The 15,159-nt window shown below is 59.4% G+C and carries 15 protein-coding genes; 6 read left to right on the top strand and 9 right to left on the bottom strand.

The genetic code is table 11. The features are described 5' to 3' along the window. Positions 1 to 17 precede the first annotated feature (17 nt). The 3 genes from WMQ00_RS07600 to WMQ00_RS07590 are packed head-to-tail and all read right to left on the bottom strand — an operon-like array spanning position 18 to position 2,702. Complete coding sequence (locus WMQ00_RS07600) at positions 18 to 992, bottom strand: NAD(P)-binding domain-containing protein (RefSeq protein WP_340440841.1); 975 nt, start codon at positions 990 to 992, stop codon at positions 18 to 20. Next, positions 992 to 1,609 carry a response regulator gene (locus WMQ00_RS07595; protein ID WP_023020153.1) on the bottom strand — a complete coding sequence of 206 codons (618 nt, stop codon included), beginning with the start codon at positions 1,607 to 1,609 and terminating at the stop codon, positions 992 to 994. Before WMQ00_RS07595 ends, WMQ00_RS07600 begins: the two co-directional genes overlap by 1 nt. Beyond that, positions 1,602 to 2,702, bottom strand: a complete 1,101-nt coding sequence (locus tag WMQ00_RS07590; RefSeq protein ID WP_308767208.1) for a sensor histidine kinase — start codon at positions 2,700 to 2,702, stop codon at positions 1,602 to 1,604. The genes WMQ00_RS07595 and WMQ00_RS07590 overlap by 8 nt, the downstream gene beginning before the upstream one ends. A gap of 153 nt (positions 2,703 to 2,855) precedes the next feature. Between WMQ00_RS07590 and WMQ00_RS07585 the strand changes: the two genes are divergently transcribed. Both WMQ00_RS07585 and WMQ00_RS07580 read left to right on the top strand, forming a co-directional pair. Next, positions 2,856 to 3,839: an ABC transporter permease gene (locus WMQ00_RS07585; RefSeq protein WP_239207690.1), complete on the top strand. Its 984-nt coding sequence runs from the start codon at positions 2,856 to 2,858 to the stop codon at positions 3,837 to 3,839. A 1-nt stretch (position 3,840) separates the two neighbouring features. Then, on the top strand, positions 3,841 to 4,482 hold the full coding sequence (locus WMQ00_RS07580) for an ABC transporter ATP-binding protein (protein WP_023020150.1): 642 nt from the start codon (positions 3,841 to 3,843) through the stop codon (positions 4,480 to 4,482). Here WMQ00_RS07580 and WMQ00_RS07575 read toward each other — a convergent pair. Next, positions 4,479 to 6,056 carry a bifunctional ADP-dependent NAD(P)H-hydrate dehydratase/NAD(P)H-hydrate epimerase gene (locus WMQ00_RS07575; RefSeq protein ID WP_239207689.1) on the bottom strand — a complete coding sequence of 526 codons (1,578 nt, stop codon included), beginning with the start codon at positions 6,054 to 6,056 and terminating at the stop codon, positions 4,479 to 4,481. The genes WMQ00_RS07580 and WMQ00_RS07575 overlap by 4 nt on opposite strands. 18 nt (positions 6,057 to 6,074) lie before the next feature. After that, entirely contained in the window at positions 6,075 to 6,890 is an 816-nt protein-coding gene (locus tag WMQ00_RS07570; RefSeq protein WP_259825417.1) for an Fpg/Nei family DNA glycosylase, read from the bottom strand. A 127-nt stretch (positions 6,891 to 7,017) separates the two neighbouring features. Between WMQ00_RS07570 and WMQ00_RS07565 the strand changes: the two genes are divergently transcribed. From WMQ00_RS07565 to WMQ00_RS07550, 4 genes are all read left to right on the top strand, one after another. Next, complete coding sequence (locus tag WMQ00_RS07565; protein ID WP_023020147.1) at positions 7,018 to 8,514, top strand: DUF1846 domain-containing protein; 1,497 nt, start codon at positions 7,018 to 7,020, stop codon at positions 8,512 to 8,514. Positions 8,515 to 8,626: 112 nt separating this feature from the next. Beyond that, positions 8,627 to 9,568, top strand: a complete 942-nt coding sequence (trhO, locus tag WMQ00_RS07560; protein ID WP_023020146.1) for an oxygen-dependent tRNA uridine(34) hydroxylase TrhO — start codon at positions 8,627 to 8,629, stop codon at positions 9,566 to 9,568. A gap of 370 nt (positions 9,569 to 9,938) precedes the next feature. After that, positions 9,939 to 10,460: a hypothetical protein gene (locus tag WMQ00_RS07555; RefSeq protein ID WP_152687310.1), complete on the top strand. Its 522-nt coding sequence runs from the start codon at positions 9,939 to 9,941 to the stop codon at positions 10,458 to 10,460. Between the two features lie 21 nt (positions 10,461 to 10,481). Further along, positions 10,482 to 10,844: a hypothetical protein gene (locus WMQ00_RS07550; protein ID WP_023020145.1), complete on the top strand. Its 363-nt coding sequence runs from the start codon at positions 10,482 to 10,484 to the stop codon at positions 10,842 to 10,844. Between the two features lie 191 nt (positions 10,845 to 11,035). Here WMQ00_RS07550 and WMQ00_RS07545 read toward each other — a convergent pair whose 3' ends face one another. The 4 genes from WMQ00_RS07545 to WMQ00_RS07530 are packed head-to-tail and all read right to left on the bottom strand — an operon-like array spanning position 11,036 to position 15,121. Next, positions 11,036 to 11,788 (bottom strand): aminotransferase class IV, encoded by a 753-nt coding sequence (locus WMQ00_RS07545; RefSeq protein ID WP_023020144.1) that lies wholly within the window; start codon positions 11,786 to 11,788, stop codon positions 11,036 to 11,038. After that, positions 11,779 to 13,638, bottom strand: coding sequence for a chorismate-binding protein (locus tag WMQ00_RS07540; RefSeq protein ID WP_023020143.1), 1,860 nt, complete (start codon positions 13,636 to 13,638; stop codon positions 11,779 to 11,781). Before WMQ00_RS07540 ends, WMQ00_RS07545 begins: the two co-directional genes overlap by 10 nt. A 19-nt stretch (positions 13,639 to 13,657) precedes the next feature. After that, complete coding sequence (locus tag WMQ00_RS07535; RefSeq protein ID WP_023020142.1) at positions 13,658 to 14,140, bottom strand: hypothetical protein; 483 nt, start codon at positions 14,138 to 14,140, stop codon at positions 13,658 to 13,660. Positions 14,141 to 14,149: 9 nt separating this feature from the next. Further along, positions 14,150 to 15,121 carry a universal stress protein gene (locus WMQ00_RS07530; RefSeq protein WP_248100227.1) on the bottom strand — a complete coding sequence of 324 codons (972 nt, stop codon included), beginning with the start codon at positions 15,119 to 15,121 and terminating at the stop codon, positions 14,150 to 14,152. Between the last annotated feature and the right edge of the window lie 38 nt (positions 15,122 to 15,159).

The raw sequence follows: 15,159 nt of genomic DNA, 5'->3' as shown, positions 1-15,159 counted from the left end.
GGGAGCACCCTATAGCTTTAGTCACATATATTCGCAACGGCTTGCGCAGTCTGTTTAGCAAAGGGGCTTACCCCAGTAATGGTGGCGGAGCCGGGTCCGGTCCAGGTGCCGTAGCCTACGAGGAAGAGACCGTCGACGGTGGGGGAGGTACCATCAAGGAGCCCGCGGATAGGCCGGAGGGCAGGCCGGAAGCCGGTACACCAGATGAGGTGGTCTGTGTTGACCTCATCGAGGGATGAAAACATTGGAGTGGCCTGCAAGAGCCCGGAATCCCGCGCCCGCAAGACAGGTGGGACCATCACGATATCGCCCAGGTTCGAATCCGCGCCGGGGTCTGGTTCGCCGCGCAGCATTGCGTTGAGGCGGGCGCGATTGCGCTGAAACAGGACTCGACCATCAACATCATCGGGCATCCACCGCGGGGAGCTGCGGGTGTACCAGGTTGTCTCTACGCCGGAGAGTAGGAGCTCGGCCGCGATTTGGGCACCGGAATTGGCCGCGCCCACGACCGCCACGGTAGATTCGGCAAAGTCCGCGGGGCCTGGATAGAAGGCGGAATGCCATTGCCTTCCGCCAAAGTTGCCGGGGTAGTAGGGAATAAAAGGTGCGGACCACGTTCCCGTTGCCGCTACGACCGTGCGCGAGGTGAGTTTCTCTTCCCCCGCATAAACGTGGAAGTACGCGCCGTCATGGGTCACCTCATCCACTGTGACTGGCCGACGAATGGGCAGTTCATAACGCTGCTCATAGCGTGCAAAATAATCAATAACATGGCTGGCCGGTGGAAAGCCCTCGTAGTGGGGCATGGGCCATCCCGGCAGGTTGGAAGAGGTCGCATTGCTAAAAAGCGTCAGGGAGGGCCAGGTATGGCGCCAGGCTGCGCCAGGACCGGATTCTGCATCCAGAAGGACAAACTCTAGGCCCTTCTTGCGCAGGTAATAACCCACCGCGAGGCCTGCCTGGCCGGCACCAATGACTATGCAGTCCAGCATCAAATGAGCTTTCTCTCTCGTGCCACGGTCACCGCGGCGGTGCGGGTTTCCACGCCCAACTTTTGGAAAATATGGATGAGGTGGGTCTTGACCGTGGCCTCGGAAATGAACAGCTGCTTGGCTAGCTCCTTATTAGAGGAACCGCTAGATAACGCCCGCAAGATTTCCAGCTCGCGGGTGGACAGTGATTCTTGCGGTCGGCCTACACGCTGGGCGAGGAGATCCACAACCTCCGGCGCTAGGGTGCGGCGGTGCGCGGCGGTATTGAGCACGGCTTCGTGCAACGCCTGCTCGGGGGAGTCCTTGAGCAGGTAGCCCATCGCGCCGGCTTCCACGGCGGCGAGGATATCGGCCTGCGTGTCATAGGTGGTCAAGATGAGCACGGGCGGGCCGCCGGCGTCTACTACGCGCTTGGTGGCTGCGATGCCATCCACGTCGGGCATCTGGATATCGCAGACCACAGCGTCTACCTGCGGGGCATCTGCAGTAAAAAGCTTATCCACATCCGCGCCGGTGGAGCCCTCCATTACTACCTCGACATCGGAGAAGGTATTGAGGATGGCGCGCAGGCCGGCGCGGACCACTGGGTGATCATCAATCAGCATGACATTAACCATTGCTTCGCTCCTTCAGCGGGATACGGACGGCCAGGGCGGTGCCTTCGCCCGATTCTAGGTTCATAGTGCCGCCCACGCTCTCCACGCGGTCGCGCAGGCCGGTAAGCCCGAAGCCATGATCCTTATTATCCCTGCTAGGGGAGGCGGTTACGCCGCATCCATTATCAACAACGTCCAGGGTGACAGCATCTTCGAAAAGTCCGAGCGTGACCACTGCGCGCGAGGCGTGGGCGTGTTTGATGACGTTGTTGAGACCCTCCTGCGCGGCCCGCACAATGACCTTTTTGATCTGGGCAGGCACCTTGCCGCTGCCGGAGACCACCAGTTCAAAGGTGGTATCTTCGCCCAAGGCTTTCACGCGGCTGCGCATTTGGGATAGCAGGGAATTGAGCTGGGTTTCCAGCCGCTCATCGGGGCCGGCGAGCTCTCGGACAAAGCGGCGGGCCTCGGCGAGATTCTCGCTGGCGACTTCCTCGATAATTTCCAGCTGTTCTTCTTTGGTTGCTGGATCAGTGGTGCCGCGGGCCGCACGGGAGAGCAGCAGAATAGAACTAAGACCTTGTGCGACGGTGTCATGAATCTCGCGAGAGAGCCGCTCGCGCTCCTCCAGCCGGCCGGCTTGGTGCTCGCTTGCGGCTAGCTCGGCCTGGGTTTCGCGCAGCTGCCTAGCGATGTCCCTGTGGTGCGCCGCCTCCGCCTGCAGTCGCCGCTGGATGAAAAAGACCGTGGCCGCAAAGGCGGTACCGATAAGCGGTCCTACCGCCGCAGCGATGGACCAGCCCTCAGGATGTAGCCAGGCGGGGATGAAAGCGGCAGCCGCCCACAATATGGCGATGGATACCAACCCAGGAACGGTGGGCAAGGCGCGCAGAAAGACAAAAATAAGCGGGAATTCCAGCCACATGAAATCCTGCGCATGGACCATCAAGCCCAGCCAGAGGAGGCAAAGTCCACCCAGCCAAAGCCACGTGGGCAACCAGCGTTGTGCGGCATACACCACGGCGAGTGCGATGGCTAGGCCAATAACGCGGGCATCGAGCCGGCCGTCCACGTAGGCACGCGCTACGCCGAAGACCAGCAGAAACGCGAACATGGCGTGCAAACCATAGACCCATAATTTCTGTCCTTTAAACACAACCACCCAGGATATCCGCGCAAGGGTGGACAGTGAATCAACCACTTGGTTGACTAGAGGTTCAGCGAGCTGGCCGATTACTTCTGACCTGCATAAAGCGAATATAGAAGTATGTTCCTAGCAATCAGAGAAATCACCACAGCGCGCGGCCGCTTCGCGCTTATCGGCGGCACGGTTGCGCTCATCACCCTTTTGCTGGTGATGCTCTCCGGCCTAACGGAGGGCCTTTCCAAGCAAAATACTTCCGCTTTGGAGTCCCTGGAAAAGGAGTACCCGTATATTTCCTTCTCTACCGAGGACCCCTCCTTCAGCGAGTCCGCGATGCATGCCGGCGATATCGCCAGCGACGGTATTCCCCTCGGCGCGGCGCAGACCAAGCTGGAGGGTCACGGCGGCGTTGCCGTCCTCAGCTTGCCAGCCGGCACCCAGGTTCCGGGCACCGATAAGACCATCCCAGAGCAGGGCGTGCTCCTGCCAGATTCCATCGATGCGGCCGAAACCGTCACCCTAGGCGGCACCGATTTCTCGGTGGAGGGCACTGTTCCGGAGACCATGTACTCCCACTCTGCGGTGGTATGGGCTTCCACCGAGTCTTGGCAGCAGATTAGCCACGCCCCGAAGGGCGTGGTGAGCACCGCCGCACTGTATAAGCATGAGGTTCCCGGCTCCGTCAAGGTTTCTAAGTCCTTCACCGGTCTGGCGGGCTATCAGTCTGAACGCGGCTCGCTGCTTACCATGCAGGGCTTCTTGTACGGCATCTCCGCGCTAGTCACCGTCGCTTTCTTGACCGTATGGACCATTCAGCGCACCCGAGACCTGTCCATTTTGCGCGCGCTGGGCGCCACCGTGCGCTACCTGCTGCGCGATGCCCTGGCACAAGCCGCCATCATCTTGGCTGCCGGCACCATCCTGGGCGCTGTCGTTGGGTGGGCGCTCGGCGCGCTCGCCTCCGGCACCGTTCCTTTCGATGTCTCTTTGCGCAGCATTGCCGTTCCTGCGGTTGGTATTTGGGTCCTCGGTATGGCCGGCGCCCTCGTCGCTACCCGCCGCGTAGCTAAAGCCAACCCACTCGATGCACTTGGAGGAAACGCTTAACATGTCCACCATTCTTGATATTCGCAATGCCACCGTGACCTACCAGGACGGCGAGACAACCACTACTGCGCTTGCCGACGCCTCCCTCAAGGCCGAATCCAATAGCCTGACCGCCATCGTGGGCGAGTCTGGCTCCGGCAAGTCCACTCTGTTATCCGTAGCCGCTGGGCTTATTACCCCGGATTCTGGTTTCGTACAGGTAGATGGCACCCGGTCCATCATCTTTCAGCAGGCCAACTTGCTGTCCTCGCTCAATGTGCGCGACCAACTATTGATTATGGATCACATCGCTGGCCGCAAGCTGCGCCCACAGCGTGCCGATGAGCTATTGGACTTTGTGGGCCTGGCAGGTATGGGAAACCGCCGCATGGGCCAGATGTCTGGCGGCCAGCGCCAGCGCGTCAATATCGCTCGTGCGCTCATGGAGCAGCCAGACCTGCTGCTGGCGGATGAGCCTACCTCTGCGCTCGATTCTCACCTTTCCCAGGAGATCATCCGCCTTTTGCGCGATGTCACCCAGGAGATGAAGACCGCTACCGTGCTGGTGACCCACGACCGCTCCCTGCTGACCTTCGCTGACCGCGTGGTCGAGGTCAAAGACGGCCACGTTTCTGAGCAGGAGAAGGTTTCCGCGCTCAGCTAGCGTCGCATCACTAGCAACCGTGCGATTGCTTGGGGCACCGCCGCGGCAATCTGGGAGGCGGAGCAAATTCCGAAGCCGTCTGGGGTATGGGCGGCAATAGCGGCAGCGTGTTGGTGTATGGCTGCGGCGTGCAAGATCTCCGCAATGATCCCCTTCGCATCCACCTCAGCGATATTCAGCTGGGCTAGCGTGGCGCCAAGGATGCCAGAAAGCACGTCACCGGATCCGGCGGTAGCTGCATAGGAGTGTCCCGCGTTCATGCCATAAATTTCCTGACCGGGGGCCGTGACCGTGGTGATCCGGCCTTTGTGCAGGATAAAGCAGTCGAGCGCTAAGGCAAGCTCCTGTAGGCGTACGCCTAAACCCTCCGAAAGATCGAGTGCGCGGCCAAGCGTAGCCGTATAGAGCCGCTCAAATTCCCCGGCATGCGGGGTCAGAATGGCGCAGGGATGATCGCGCACAAGTTTGCGCAGATCCTCATTTGTTGCGAGCACCGTGAGCGCATCCGCATCGATAATTGTAGGCAGCTTGCGTGCCAGCACAGCCTGTAATTCCGCTGCCGCTTTCGGCCCGGTGCCTCGCCCTGGGCCTACCACCCAGGCTTGAGCATGGACCTTTTCTTCGGCGCATGCATGGGGCACTACCTCCGGCAGGCTTGCGACTACAGAGTCATTTCCTACGACGCGGACCATGGAGGGGGTGGCCCGCACCGCGCCCGTGGCGGCGAGTATGCCCGCGCCGGGAAAGGTAGTGCTGCCAGCGCATACCGCGGTAACCCCACCGGTGTACTTGGTGCTTTTCGCCCCCGGCGTCGGATCCAGAATTGGCCCCGTGCAGCCCACCGGCTTTGGGGCGGTAACCAGGCCTTGGTCACCCGTGAGTACCGGCTCGGTTGGCCACTGATAGGGCAAGGGGATGGTGGGTTCATTGGCGATATGGCCCACCGGTTCTGCGGTGGCAGACAGCTCTTCTGCAAAAGAGCGCGGCGCGCCTGGCAAGAGGAGATCGCAGAGCACCACCGCGCCGCATTCTGGGGCACAGAAGTGTCCGGCGCGGGCCCAGCCAAAGCTAATGGTCACGTCCGCTTCCACCGCATCGGTCGCAGCCACACCGGTATCGGCGTTAATCCCGGAGGGAATATCCACCGCTAGGACTGGAACGCCACGCTTTTTGGCTTCGGCATAGGCGCTGAGCGGGGCACCGGAAAGGCCGCGGGTGGAGGAGAGGCCGGCGACGGCGTCGATAAGCAGATCGGCATCCCCCAGACTGTGCACAATGGTCCCGCCGGCTGCGGTAAACGCCTGCAGTGCGGGTTCGTGGGCGCTATTCGCCGCGAGGATGGCCTCGACTGAATAACCATCCTCCGCCAGGAAAGCGCCAGCGTAGAGGCCATCGCCGCCATTGCCGCCTGGGCCGACGAGGATACTCACTCGCCGCCCAGGGCCGAGCATGGCTGCGGCCGTGGCTGCTACGCCGCGCGCGGCCAAGCGCATGAGCTCATCGGCAAAGTTTTGCTGGGCTAGAAGGGAATCCTCCGCCGCACGGACGGCAGCAACGCTATAGGCATATCGCATGCCCGCCAGGATAGGCCTTTAAGGAGCCGGCTGGCAGGTCGGACACCAGAATAGGTTGCGTCCCTCCATGACTCTTTCCGCCACTGGGGTGCCGCACACATAGCAGGGCAAACCGGCGCGGCGATAGACATATACCTCCCCGCCATGGTCGTCTTTACGCGGTTCGCGCCCCATGGCTTCGGGAGAATGCTCGGGCCGAACCGTATCGATGCGGCCGTGCTCCACCCCGTACTCCATTAGCTGCACTAGGTCGGCCCACGTGGCGTCAAAGGTTTCACGGGAAACGTCGCGGCCAGGCAGGAAAGGGGAGAGGCCATGGCGAAAGAGGGTTTCTGCGCGGTAAATATTGCCCACGCCGGCATAGAGGTGCTGGTCCATCATCAGCGAGCCAATGCTGCGTCGCGATTTGTGCACCTTGGCCCATAAGGCCTCCACATCGGCGTCTGGGCGCAGCGGATCCTGGCCTACCTTGGCCAGTTGTGCGCGGTACTCCTCTTCTGTAAGCAAGCGGCAAAACTGTGGTCCGCGCAGGTTGGCGGCCTCGGTGCCATTATCAATGCGCACCCGAATCTGTCCGCCGGTCTCCTCGCGGGGCTCGAAGCGCAGCTTGCCGATGAGCCCTAAGTGAATATAGAGGATATGGCGCGGATCCGGAGCGGTGAAGTGTACAAAAAGATGCTTACCGTAGGTCTCGGCCAGCTCGATGCGCTCGCCATCGAGAATCTCCGCCTCCGCCGCGAAGCGCCCCTGCGGGCTGGTCACGCGCAGCGGCATACCGCGATAATCCGCGTTGAATTTATTGGCTAGGCGGTGGATGACGTGACCTTCAGGCATAGAAGCCAGTCTAATCGGGAAGAATTTTCGGCCAAACCTGCCGCTAACCAGCCCACTTATTTGGGAGGTGACAATAGCGTAAACTCGAAATGCGGAATGATTTAACTCAGGGGAAGGCTTTCAAATCATGACGCACAAAATCGGCTTTGACCGCGAGAAATATATCGAGCTGCAGTCAAAGCACATTCACGCCCGCCGCGAGGAAATCGGCGGCAAACTCTATTTGGAGATGGGCGGCAAACTTTTTGACGATATGCACGCCTCCCGCGTGCTGCCGGGTTTCACCCCGGACAATAAAATCGCGATGCTGGAGCGCATCAAAGAGGACGTAGAAATCCTCATTTGCATCAATGCCAAGGACATCTCCCGCCAGAAGGTGCGCGCCGACCTAGGCATCCTCTACGAAGATGACCTGCTGCGCCTTGTAGATGTATTCCGCAGCCGCGGATTCTTGGTGGAAAACATCGTCATGACCCAGCTGGAGGAGGGAAACTCCCAAGCCGAGGCCTTCATCGAAAAGGCAGAGCGCCTTGGCCTCAAGGTGGCCCGACACCGCGTTATCCCTGGGTACCCCACCAATACGGACCTAATCGTGTCCGAAGAGGGTTTTGGCCGCAATGAGTTTGCGGAAACCTCCCGCGATCTTGTCGTTGTCACCGCGCCGGGCCCTGGCTCCGGCAAGCTGGCCACTGCGCTCTCGCAGGTTTACCACGAGCACCAGCGCGGCAATAATGCTGGCTACGCTAAGTTTGAAACTTTCCCTATCTGGAATCTCCCCCTTGAACACCCCGTGAACTTGGCCTATGAGGCCGCCACGGTGGACCTCAACGATTCCAATATTATTGACCACTTCCATCTGTCCGCCCACGGTGAATCCACCGTGAACTATAACCGTGATGTGGAAGCATTCCCGCTGCTGCGCACCTTGTTGGAAAAGCTCACCGGCACCACCCCGTATGAGTCTCCCACGGACATGGGCGTGAACATGGCTGGGTTCTGCATTACTGATGACGCCGTGTGCCGCGCCGCCGCCCAGCAAGAAATCATCCGCCGCTACTTTAAGGCTCAGGTGGAAGAGGCCCGCGCTGGCTTGGGTACCGAACAATCTGAGCGTGCCGCGGTCATCATGGCTAAGGCCGGCATCAAGGTAGAAGATCGCCCCGTGGTGGCGCCCGCGCGCCAACGTGCGGAAGAAACCGGCGAGCCTGCCTCTGCTATGCAGCTGCACGACGGCACCATGATCACCGGCCGTACCGCGCCTCTGCTGGGCTGCTCGGCCGCGATGCTGCTCAACGCCCTGAAGCACCTGGCCGGCATCGATGACGATATCCATCTGCTTTCGCCCGAATCCATCGAGCCGATTCAAACGCTTAAGACCAAGCACCTGGGTTCCAAGAATCCACGCCTGCATACCGACGAGGTGCTCATCGCCCTGTCCGTGTCTGCAGCTAAGGATGACAATGCCCGAAAGGCGCTGGAACAGATCAAGGAGCTTGCCGGGTGCGACGTTCACACCACCACCATCCTGGGTTCGGTGGATGAGGGAATCTTCCGCAATTTGGGCGTGCTCGTGACCTCTGATCCCGTCTTTGCCCGCAAGAAAGCGCTGTACCAGAAGCGCTAGGTTCTGCGTAGTAGAGGGTCGGCCCTTTCAGCCCGTGCTGGAGGGGCCGCAGTCTTATAAAGAACAACTACAAGATTGGGGATCTACCCAGCTGCGGGCCTAAGATTGGGGCGTGACTATTGGCAAAGTTCTCCTGTATTACTGCTTTACCCCCATCGAAGATCCCACCGCAATCATGCTGTGGCAGCGCACCCTGTGCGAGTCCCTGGGTCTCAAGGGCCGCATCCTCATCTCTGAGCACGGCATCAACGGCACCGTAGGTGGCGATATGGAAGCCTGCAAGCGCTACGTCCGCCAGACCAAGGAATACCCAGGCTTTAAGCGCATGCAGTTCAAGTGGTCCGAGGGCGGAGCGGATGACTTCCCGCGCCTTTCGGTCAAGGTGCGCGATGAAATCGTGGCCTTTGGCGCGCCGGGCGAGCTGAAGGTGGATGAAAACGGCGTCGTCGGGGGCGGCGTGCACCTCAAGCCAGAAGAGGTTAATAAACTAGTAGAAGAACGTGGCGAGGAAGTCGTCTTCTTTGATGGGCGCAACGCCATGGAGGCAGAGATTGGCAAGTTTAAAAATGCCGTCGTGCCCGATGTGAAAACCACGCATGACTTCATCGAAGAAATTGAGTCCGGCAAGTACGACTGGATGAAAGATAAGCCGGTGGTGTCCTATTGCACCGGCGGTATTCGCTGCGAGATCCTGTCTTCGTTGATGAAGAATCGTGGTTTCAAAGAGGTCTACCAGATCGATGGTGGCATCGTGCGCTATGGCGAAAAGTACGGCAATGATGGCCTGTGGGAAGGCTCAATGTACGTCTTTGATAAGCGCATGCACCATGAGTTTGGCCAAGGACTCCAGGACCCAGGCTTTATCCAGCTGGGCCATTGCGTGCACTGTGGCAAAGGCACGAATACCTTCCACAATTGCATCAATGAAGATACCTGCCGCCAGCAGGTGCTTATATGTGATGACTGCATCCAGCACGTAGAAACCCAACACTGCGGCCGGCCAGATTGCGCCGAGGTAGCAGCAAAATTCGTCGACCAAGATTCCAAGGCTTGATTAGAAATTGCTAGGTACTTTAAAACAGGCGCGAGATCGCTAGATGCAGCGCCCAGCAGATGCTTTGCTTCGTCTTTGCGTGGGCTGAGTGTTAACCAAAGTATTAATAAGATTTTACTGCCATTTTACTTGCTGCATAGTATTTTCAAGTATGTTGATTTTTATAGGTCCAGCTTTGGCCGTTGCGCTGCAAAGATCGTACGCATCGGTGGCAGGCGGGCCTAAGGTTTTCACATTTGACTTGAGGAGTTTAGTTTATGCCCAATTTTAAGATGAAGGGGGGCGCGTTGCCGCGGCTGCACTCGTTGCCCTAGGTGCGATTTCTGTTGCAGTTCCGTCCGCCGTTGCGGCTGAACAAACTGATGAGACGGTGAACGCGGTTAATGATGCTGTTGGAAAAGAATTGCCTCCCGAGGTTGCTAAGCAATTGGATGAGTGGGCAGCATCTCAGAATCTTGATCTCGATGCCGAATTTGAAGAGGAACCTGTAACTACATCTACCGAGACTCAAAAGGCTCTTGCTGATAAGCACATTGTAATGTTCAACCGAGCAGGGGTTGAACCCCCACCGGGTTATGTGTATGACCCTTCAAAGGGAAATCTGAATGACTATTGTACGAATTCTCCCGATCAGTTCCCCGCTCCTGGCGACAATGCTGATTTCTCTGGCGCATGCGCAAAGCACGACATGTGCTACGGAGCCCATCAGGATCCCGGTGAGCGTGTGGGCTGCAATATTCAACTAAATAAGGACATGGTTCATATTTGCAAGAGCGTTTATCCAAATGCTGCCGATCCGCGTAGGGGAGGCTGTCTTTCTACTGCAGGAACCTATTTTGCTTTTGTGACTGCAGTTCATCCTAGCCAGTGGAACCCTACGATTTCGGGATAAGAGAAGCAAAGGAGAGTAACTATGGCAAGTGGAAACCTCCGTCCGCTTTGGCCTGAATTGGTGGCGGCCGTCTTAGGGGTGGCTCTCGTTCTTATGGCCCCAGTCAGAATCGGTTGGATCGGCACTGTGGTCATTATTCTATCTGCGGTTTCCGCAATTACCACGTTAATTCTCTCGAAACAGTCCGCGAAAGTTCAGTTGACAGGAATGATCATCGGCATCATTGCCATTGCAGTCGGTCTGTTAATCGGTTTAAAAAATGATGGGCAAACTGCGATCTTCTCGCCGGCCCTTGTTTGGGTATTTGGTGCGGGACTAGTGATGTCGACCCTTTGTACCTTGATAGCTCGAAAGTTGAAAGTTAATTCAAAGCAAACAGCTTAGGATTTTGAGTCTTTTCTCCGGCGGCCTCGTCTACCTATCGAACATAGTAGGCGGGGCCGCTCTCGTGCTTACTGACTGGGTGGTTAGGTGTTTGTAGAGGACAGTCGACTTAGAGAGTCAGTACCCATGACTGGTTACGGTCAACATGCAGTGCAAACGCAGTTGGCAGCCCAGCTAGCCAAGCAGGAGAGCTAGTCGCGCGCCGTTTCCTTGTGGAAGGAGTCCCACCACCACTGTTGCCAGGTGGCGGTGTGCTGGTTGCAGGGCGGATAGATGATGCCGGTAGGTGTGTATAGTTCGGTCACCGGGCTGATTCCGTGCAGCGAGTTGAGGAACCACAGGGGGCATTCGGTGGCGAGCTCCGGGGTGAGCGGGCGTGTTTCGGTCCGTATGCCTAGGGCCGCGGCGCGCTGGGTGACCTGGTGCAGCGTGATGCTGGGCAGCGCCGTCCCGGTGGAGAGAATAAGCGTCTCCTCCTCCCAGGCGACGAGCGCGCCGGTGGTGGTCTCCACCATGGCACCGGAGGAATCCACAATGACGGTGTCATCGGCACCGTCGTCCTGGTATTCGGCGCGGTAGCGTGCCAGTGCCGGGAAATCGGGGCCCTTGACAAAAGGCTGCGAGCGCGGGTCGGGTGCCTGCGCATAGGTTAGCCGGGTGACTGGGCGTGCAGGGGGTGCGGGGCGAATATCGAGGCGCAGTTGTCCTGCGGCTAGCGAGATGCGGGGAAAAAGATCGCCGGGGGCGAAGCGCTGTAGCATCGCAGGCACGAACCCAGCGGGAAGCGGCCCCGCCACCGACTCGAAGCGCCGGAGGTGAAGGCGAAGGGCGCTTGAGTGGGCGTCGCCAAGCATCCGCCAAGAATCCGCAACGTCAAAGGGACCGGGATGGGGTTGGCTGGGAATAAAGCCGCCCTCGTGCCAGAGATAGGTACTCACTGCCATGCCCCTAATACGGACTGCGCCTTAAGGTTGCGCTCTTCTAGCTCGGCGGCCGGATCCGAATCCAAAACGATGGCCCCGCCGGACCCGATAGTGACCTCACCGCTCGCGCGTACGGCCGTGCGGATGACCACGCTGAGATCGGCTTGCCCATCGAAGCCCAAGTAGCCCACCACGCCGGAGTAGACCCCGCGCGGGCCGGTCTCGAGCTGATCGATGATTTCGCAGGTGCGCAGCTTTGGCGCGCCCGTCATCGAGCCGGGAGGAAAGGTGGCGCGGAGGGCATCGACCGCAGTGGCATTGGCGCGCAGCGCTCCGGTAATGGTGGACACCAATTGATGAACCGTGGCATAGCTTTCTACCTGCATCAACTTCGGTACGCGCACGCTGCCGGGCTCGCATACCCGGGAAAGGTCATTGCGCAGCAGGTCGACGATCATGAGGTTTTCGGCGCGCGTCTTCGGGTCCGTGGTCAGCAACGTCGGATCCTGGTCGGCGGAGATAGTGCCCTTAATCGGCTTGGCTTCCACCTCACGGCCGCGCACGGTGAGGAAGCGCTCAGGCGAGGTGCTGCAGACTTCCACGCCATCGAAGACGAGGTGCGCGGCATAGGGAGCGGGATTGTGTGAGCGCAGTTGGGAATAAAGCTCCCCCTCGGCCCCGGCCGAGTAGGTATCGGTCAGGCAGACTTCGTAGCTCTCCCCGGCGTGCAGGAACTCCTGAGCGCGCTTAATCCGCTCCAGGTAGCCGGGGCTGCGCCAGGCGCCTGCGCTTAGCGACGCCCCGCTGCCCTCCCCAGTCTCCTGTGGTTCATCCGCACTCAAGGCGGCTTCTAATCGGTCCAGCAGTTGCTCGGCGCCGTCGCCAGCCAGGCAGCACAGATGCGCTGTTTCTTCCCGGTGGTCATAGACCATAAAAGACTGCGGCCGCACAAAATAAGCATCTGGGTAAGGGGAGCGGTGGCTTGACTCAATGGGCAGGGTGAGCTGGGCGCACTCATAGCCTAGGTAGCCGATGAGCCCGCCGGTGAAAGGAAGTTCTGGGGCGTTGGCGACGCGGGTAGCGAGCTCGCGGTCCAAGAGGGCAAGGATATCGGGGGCGTCACCGAGCCGATAGCGGAAAGAACGACTCAACGTGCCGGCAGTATCTCCGAGGATGGAGTAGCGCCCGCGCGGATCCGCGGAGTCGAGGAAGAAGGCATCTTTTCCTTCGGCGCGCAGGGTAGCAAAGACCCGCGGGCAGTCCACCGCGCCGGGCACCTCGCGGTGGATCAGGCGGAACCCACCCAGGAAGTTGCGCATAATATCCCGGCCGTGCTGGGTAAGCACCGACTCCGGGTGGAATTGCACGCCCCAGTGAGGCAAACCATCGACCTTGAGCGCTTGAATGACGCCATCCTCGCTACGGGCATGAACGGTGATACCGGGGACCTCGTCAATCTGCAAGGAGTGGTAGCGCACTACCTCGAAATTTTGCGGGATTCCGGCAAAGATGCCCTCGCCCGAGTGGCTAATAGTGGAGACAAAACCGTGGCGCGGTTGTGGCGCACGAGAAACCTGAGCGCCGGCCAACAGGCCCAGCCCTTGGTGGCCGAGGCATACGCCCAGCACCGGAATCTCGGCCGCTGCTGCGGCGGTGATGATGGCTCGGGCAGCACCGAAGTCCTCCTCCCGCTCAGGCGTGCCCGGACCAGGAGAAATCACCACATGAGAAAATTCGCCGGCACGGACGCGCTCGGCCAGACCTTCCGCCTCGCCGGCAGCAATAACGAGTGGGTGACGGCCGTCTACCTCTGCAATGAGGTGAGCCAGGTTGAAGGTATAAGAATCGTAATTATCAAGCAGGAGGATCATCGGGAGGGGGGGAAGTTTTCTAGGCGGCAGCCGAGTCCATGAGAAATAGCTGGATATCGGTAATGGTCCAGAGCATGAAATTGCAGGCCATCACCCAGAAAATGGCCATCCAACTCCGCCAGCGCAGATAGCGGTGTAGCTTGCGCACCATGATGATGGCGCAGCCAATCATGCCGAAGAAGGGAATGATCGGGGTGGTCAGGCTAAAGAAGGTGCGCTGCCCATCGGTGCAGAGCCACGTAGCGGTGCCATCTTCGCATAAAGGACCGCCCAAAAGCCTAGCGGCGAGCGCGACCGCGAAGCCATAGAGCGCGGAGATGACAAGGACTGCGAGCATGTACCAGACGGCTTGCCGGGTAGAGCGGCGGTTAGCAGCGGCAATCTCTAAAGGATCCGGCTCATCGGCCAGCTCATCGAAACTCTGCGGTTCTGGGCGGCGCAGATTGGCATAGTCAGCATCGGATGTCAGATCGTTTTCGGGATGCTCTGGTCGCTGGCTCATACCCCAATCCTAACCGCAGGCTGGGTGGACCAAGATGGGCACCCGAATATGCGGCAGCAGCTCCGTGGCAGTAGAACCCAAGAAAACGCGGGCGATGGGGCCTTGCGGGGTGGAGGCCATAAGCATGAGATCGCCCTTTTTCCACTTGAGCGAATCCACTGCGCCGCCCCAGCCGGCACCGGAACCAATTTCAGAGGTGACATCCAGCTCTGGGAATTTCTCCTGGATGCAATCGCGGGCGCGATCCAGCATGGCAAGGGAATCCTCGAGCCACTCCGCCGCCAGCTCGAGCGCCATATCGTGCTTATCCTTCGACGGGGTACTGAGCAAGCCCTTTGCCGAGAAAGCCAGCAGGCGCAGCGGCAGGTTCCAGCGATTGGCAAGCTCGGCTGCGGCGAGCATCTCATGATCTTCGCGCGGGCTGCGTTCAGTAATGGCAAAGTTAAAGCGGGTGACGCCGTGCTTGGATAGCTTTACCTTGCGAGGCACCAAGCCCAATGGTTGAGGAGAAAAATGCAGCAAGGTATCGGCCGTAGAGCCGGCGAAGAAACGCCCCTTGGGCGCGGCCTGGTTGGGCCCCAAAATGATGAGGTCTGCCTCGAACTTCTTGGCCATTTCCGTCAGCAGCTGGGGGCGCGAAGGGCCGTCGACCAATAGGGAGGGTTTCTCATCCCAGCAGCTACGCGGCACGCCGGCCTCATCGAGGGCGGCACGGGTAGCGGCGGCACAAGCCTCCTTTTGTTCTTTAAACCATTTTTTATATTTTCCGCCTAGTTTGCTGAGGGAAGTAGTAGTCCACGGCTGGAATACGGTAGAGATGACGCGTACCTGGATATCAGCGGTACGGGAAAGCCACGCGGCACACTCGAGTGCCTCGGTGCCGGAGGAAGCGGGGCTCCAAGAAATAAGGATGCGAAGTGGCTTTTCGGCCGAGCCTTTGCTCAAGGCTGGGAGATGCCCATCGGAAATATCAGTTGCCATACGATATGAACTAGTGAACGATTACGGTTATTTCGCTT

The sequence above is a fragment of the Corynebacterium sp. KPL2825 genome (assembly GCF_037908445.1).
Lineage (GTDB): Bacteria > Actinomycetota > Actinomycetes > Mycobacteriales > Mycobacteriaceae > Corynebacterium > Corynebacterium kefirresidentii.
Note: the sequence above shows the minus strand (reverse complement) of the source record. Positions and strands in the feature narration are given on the sequence as shown.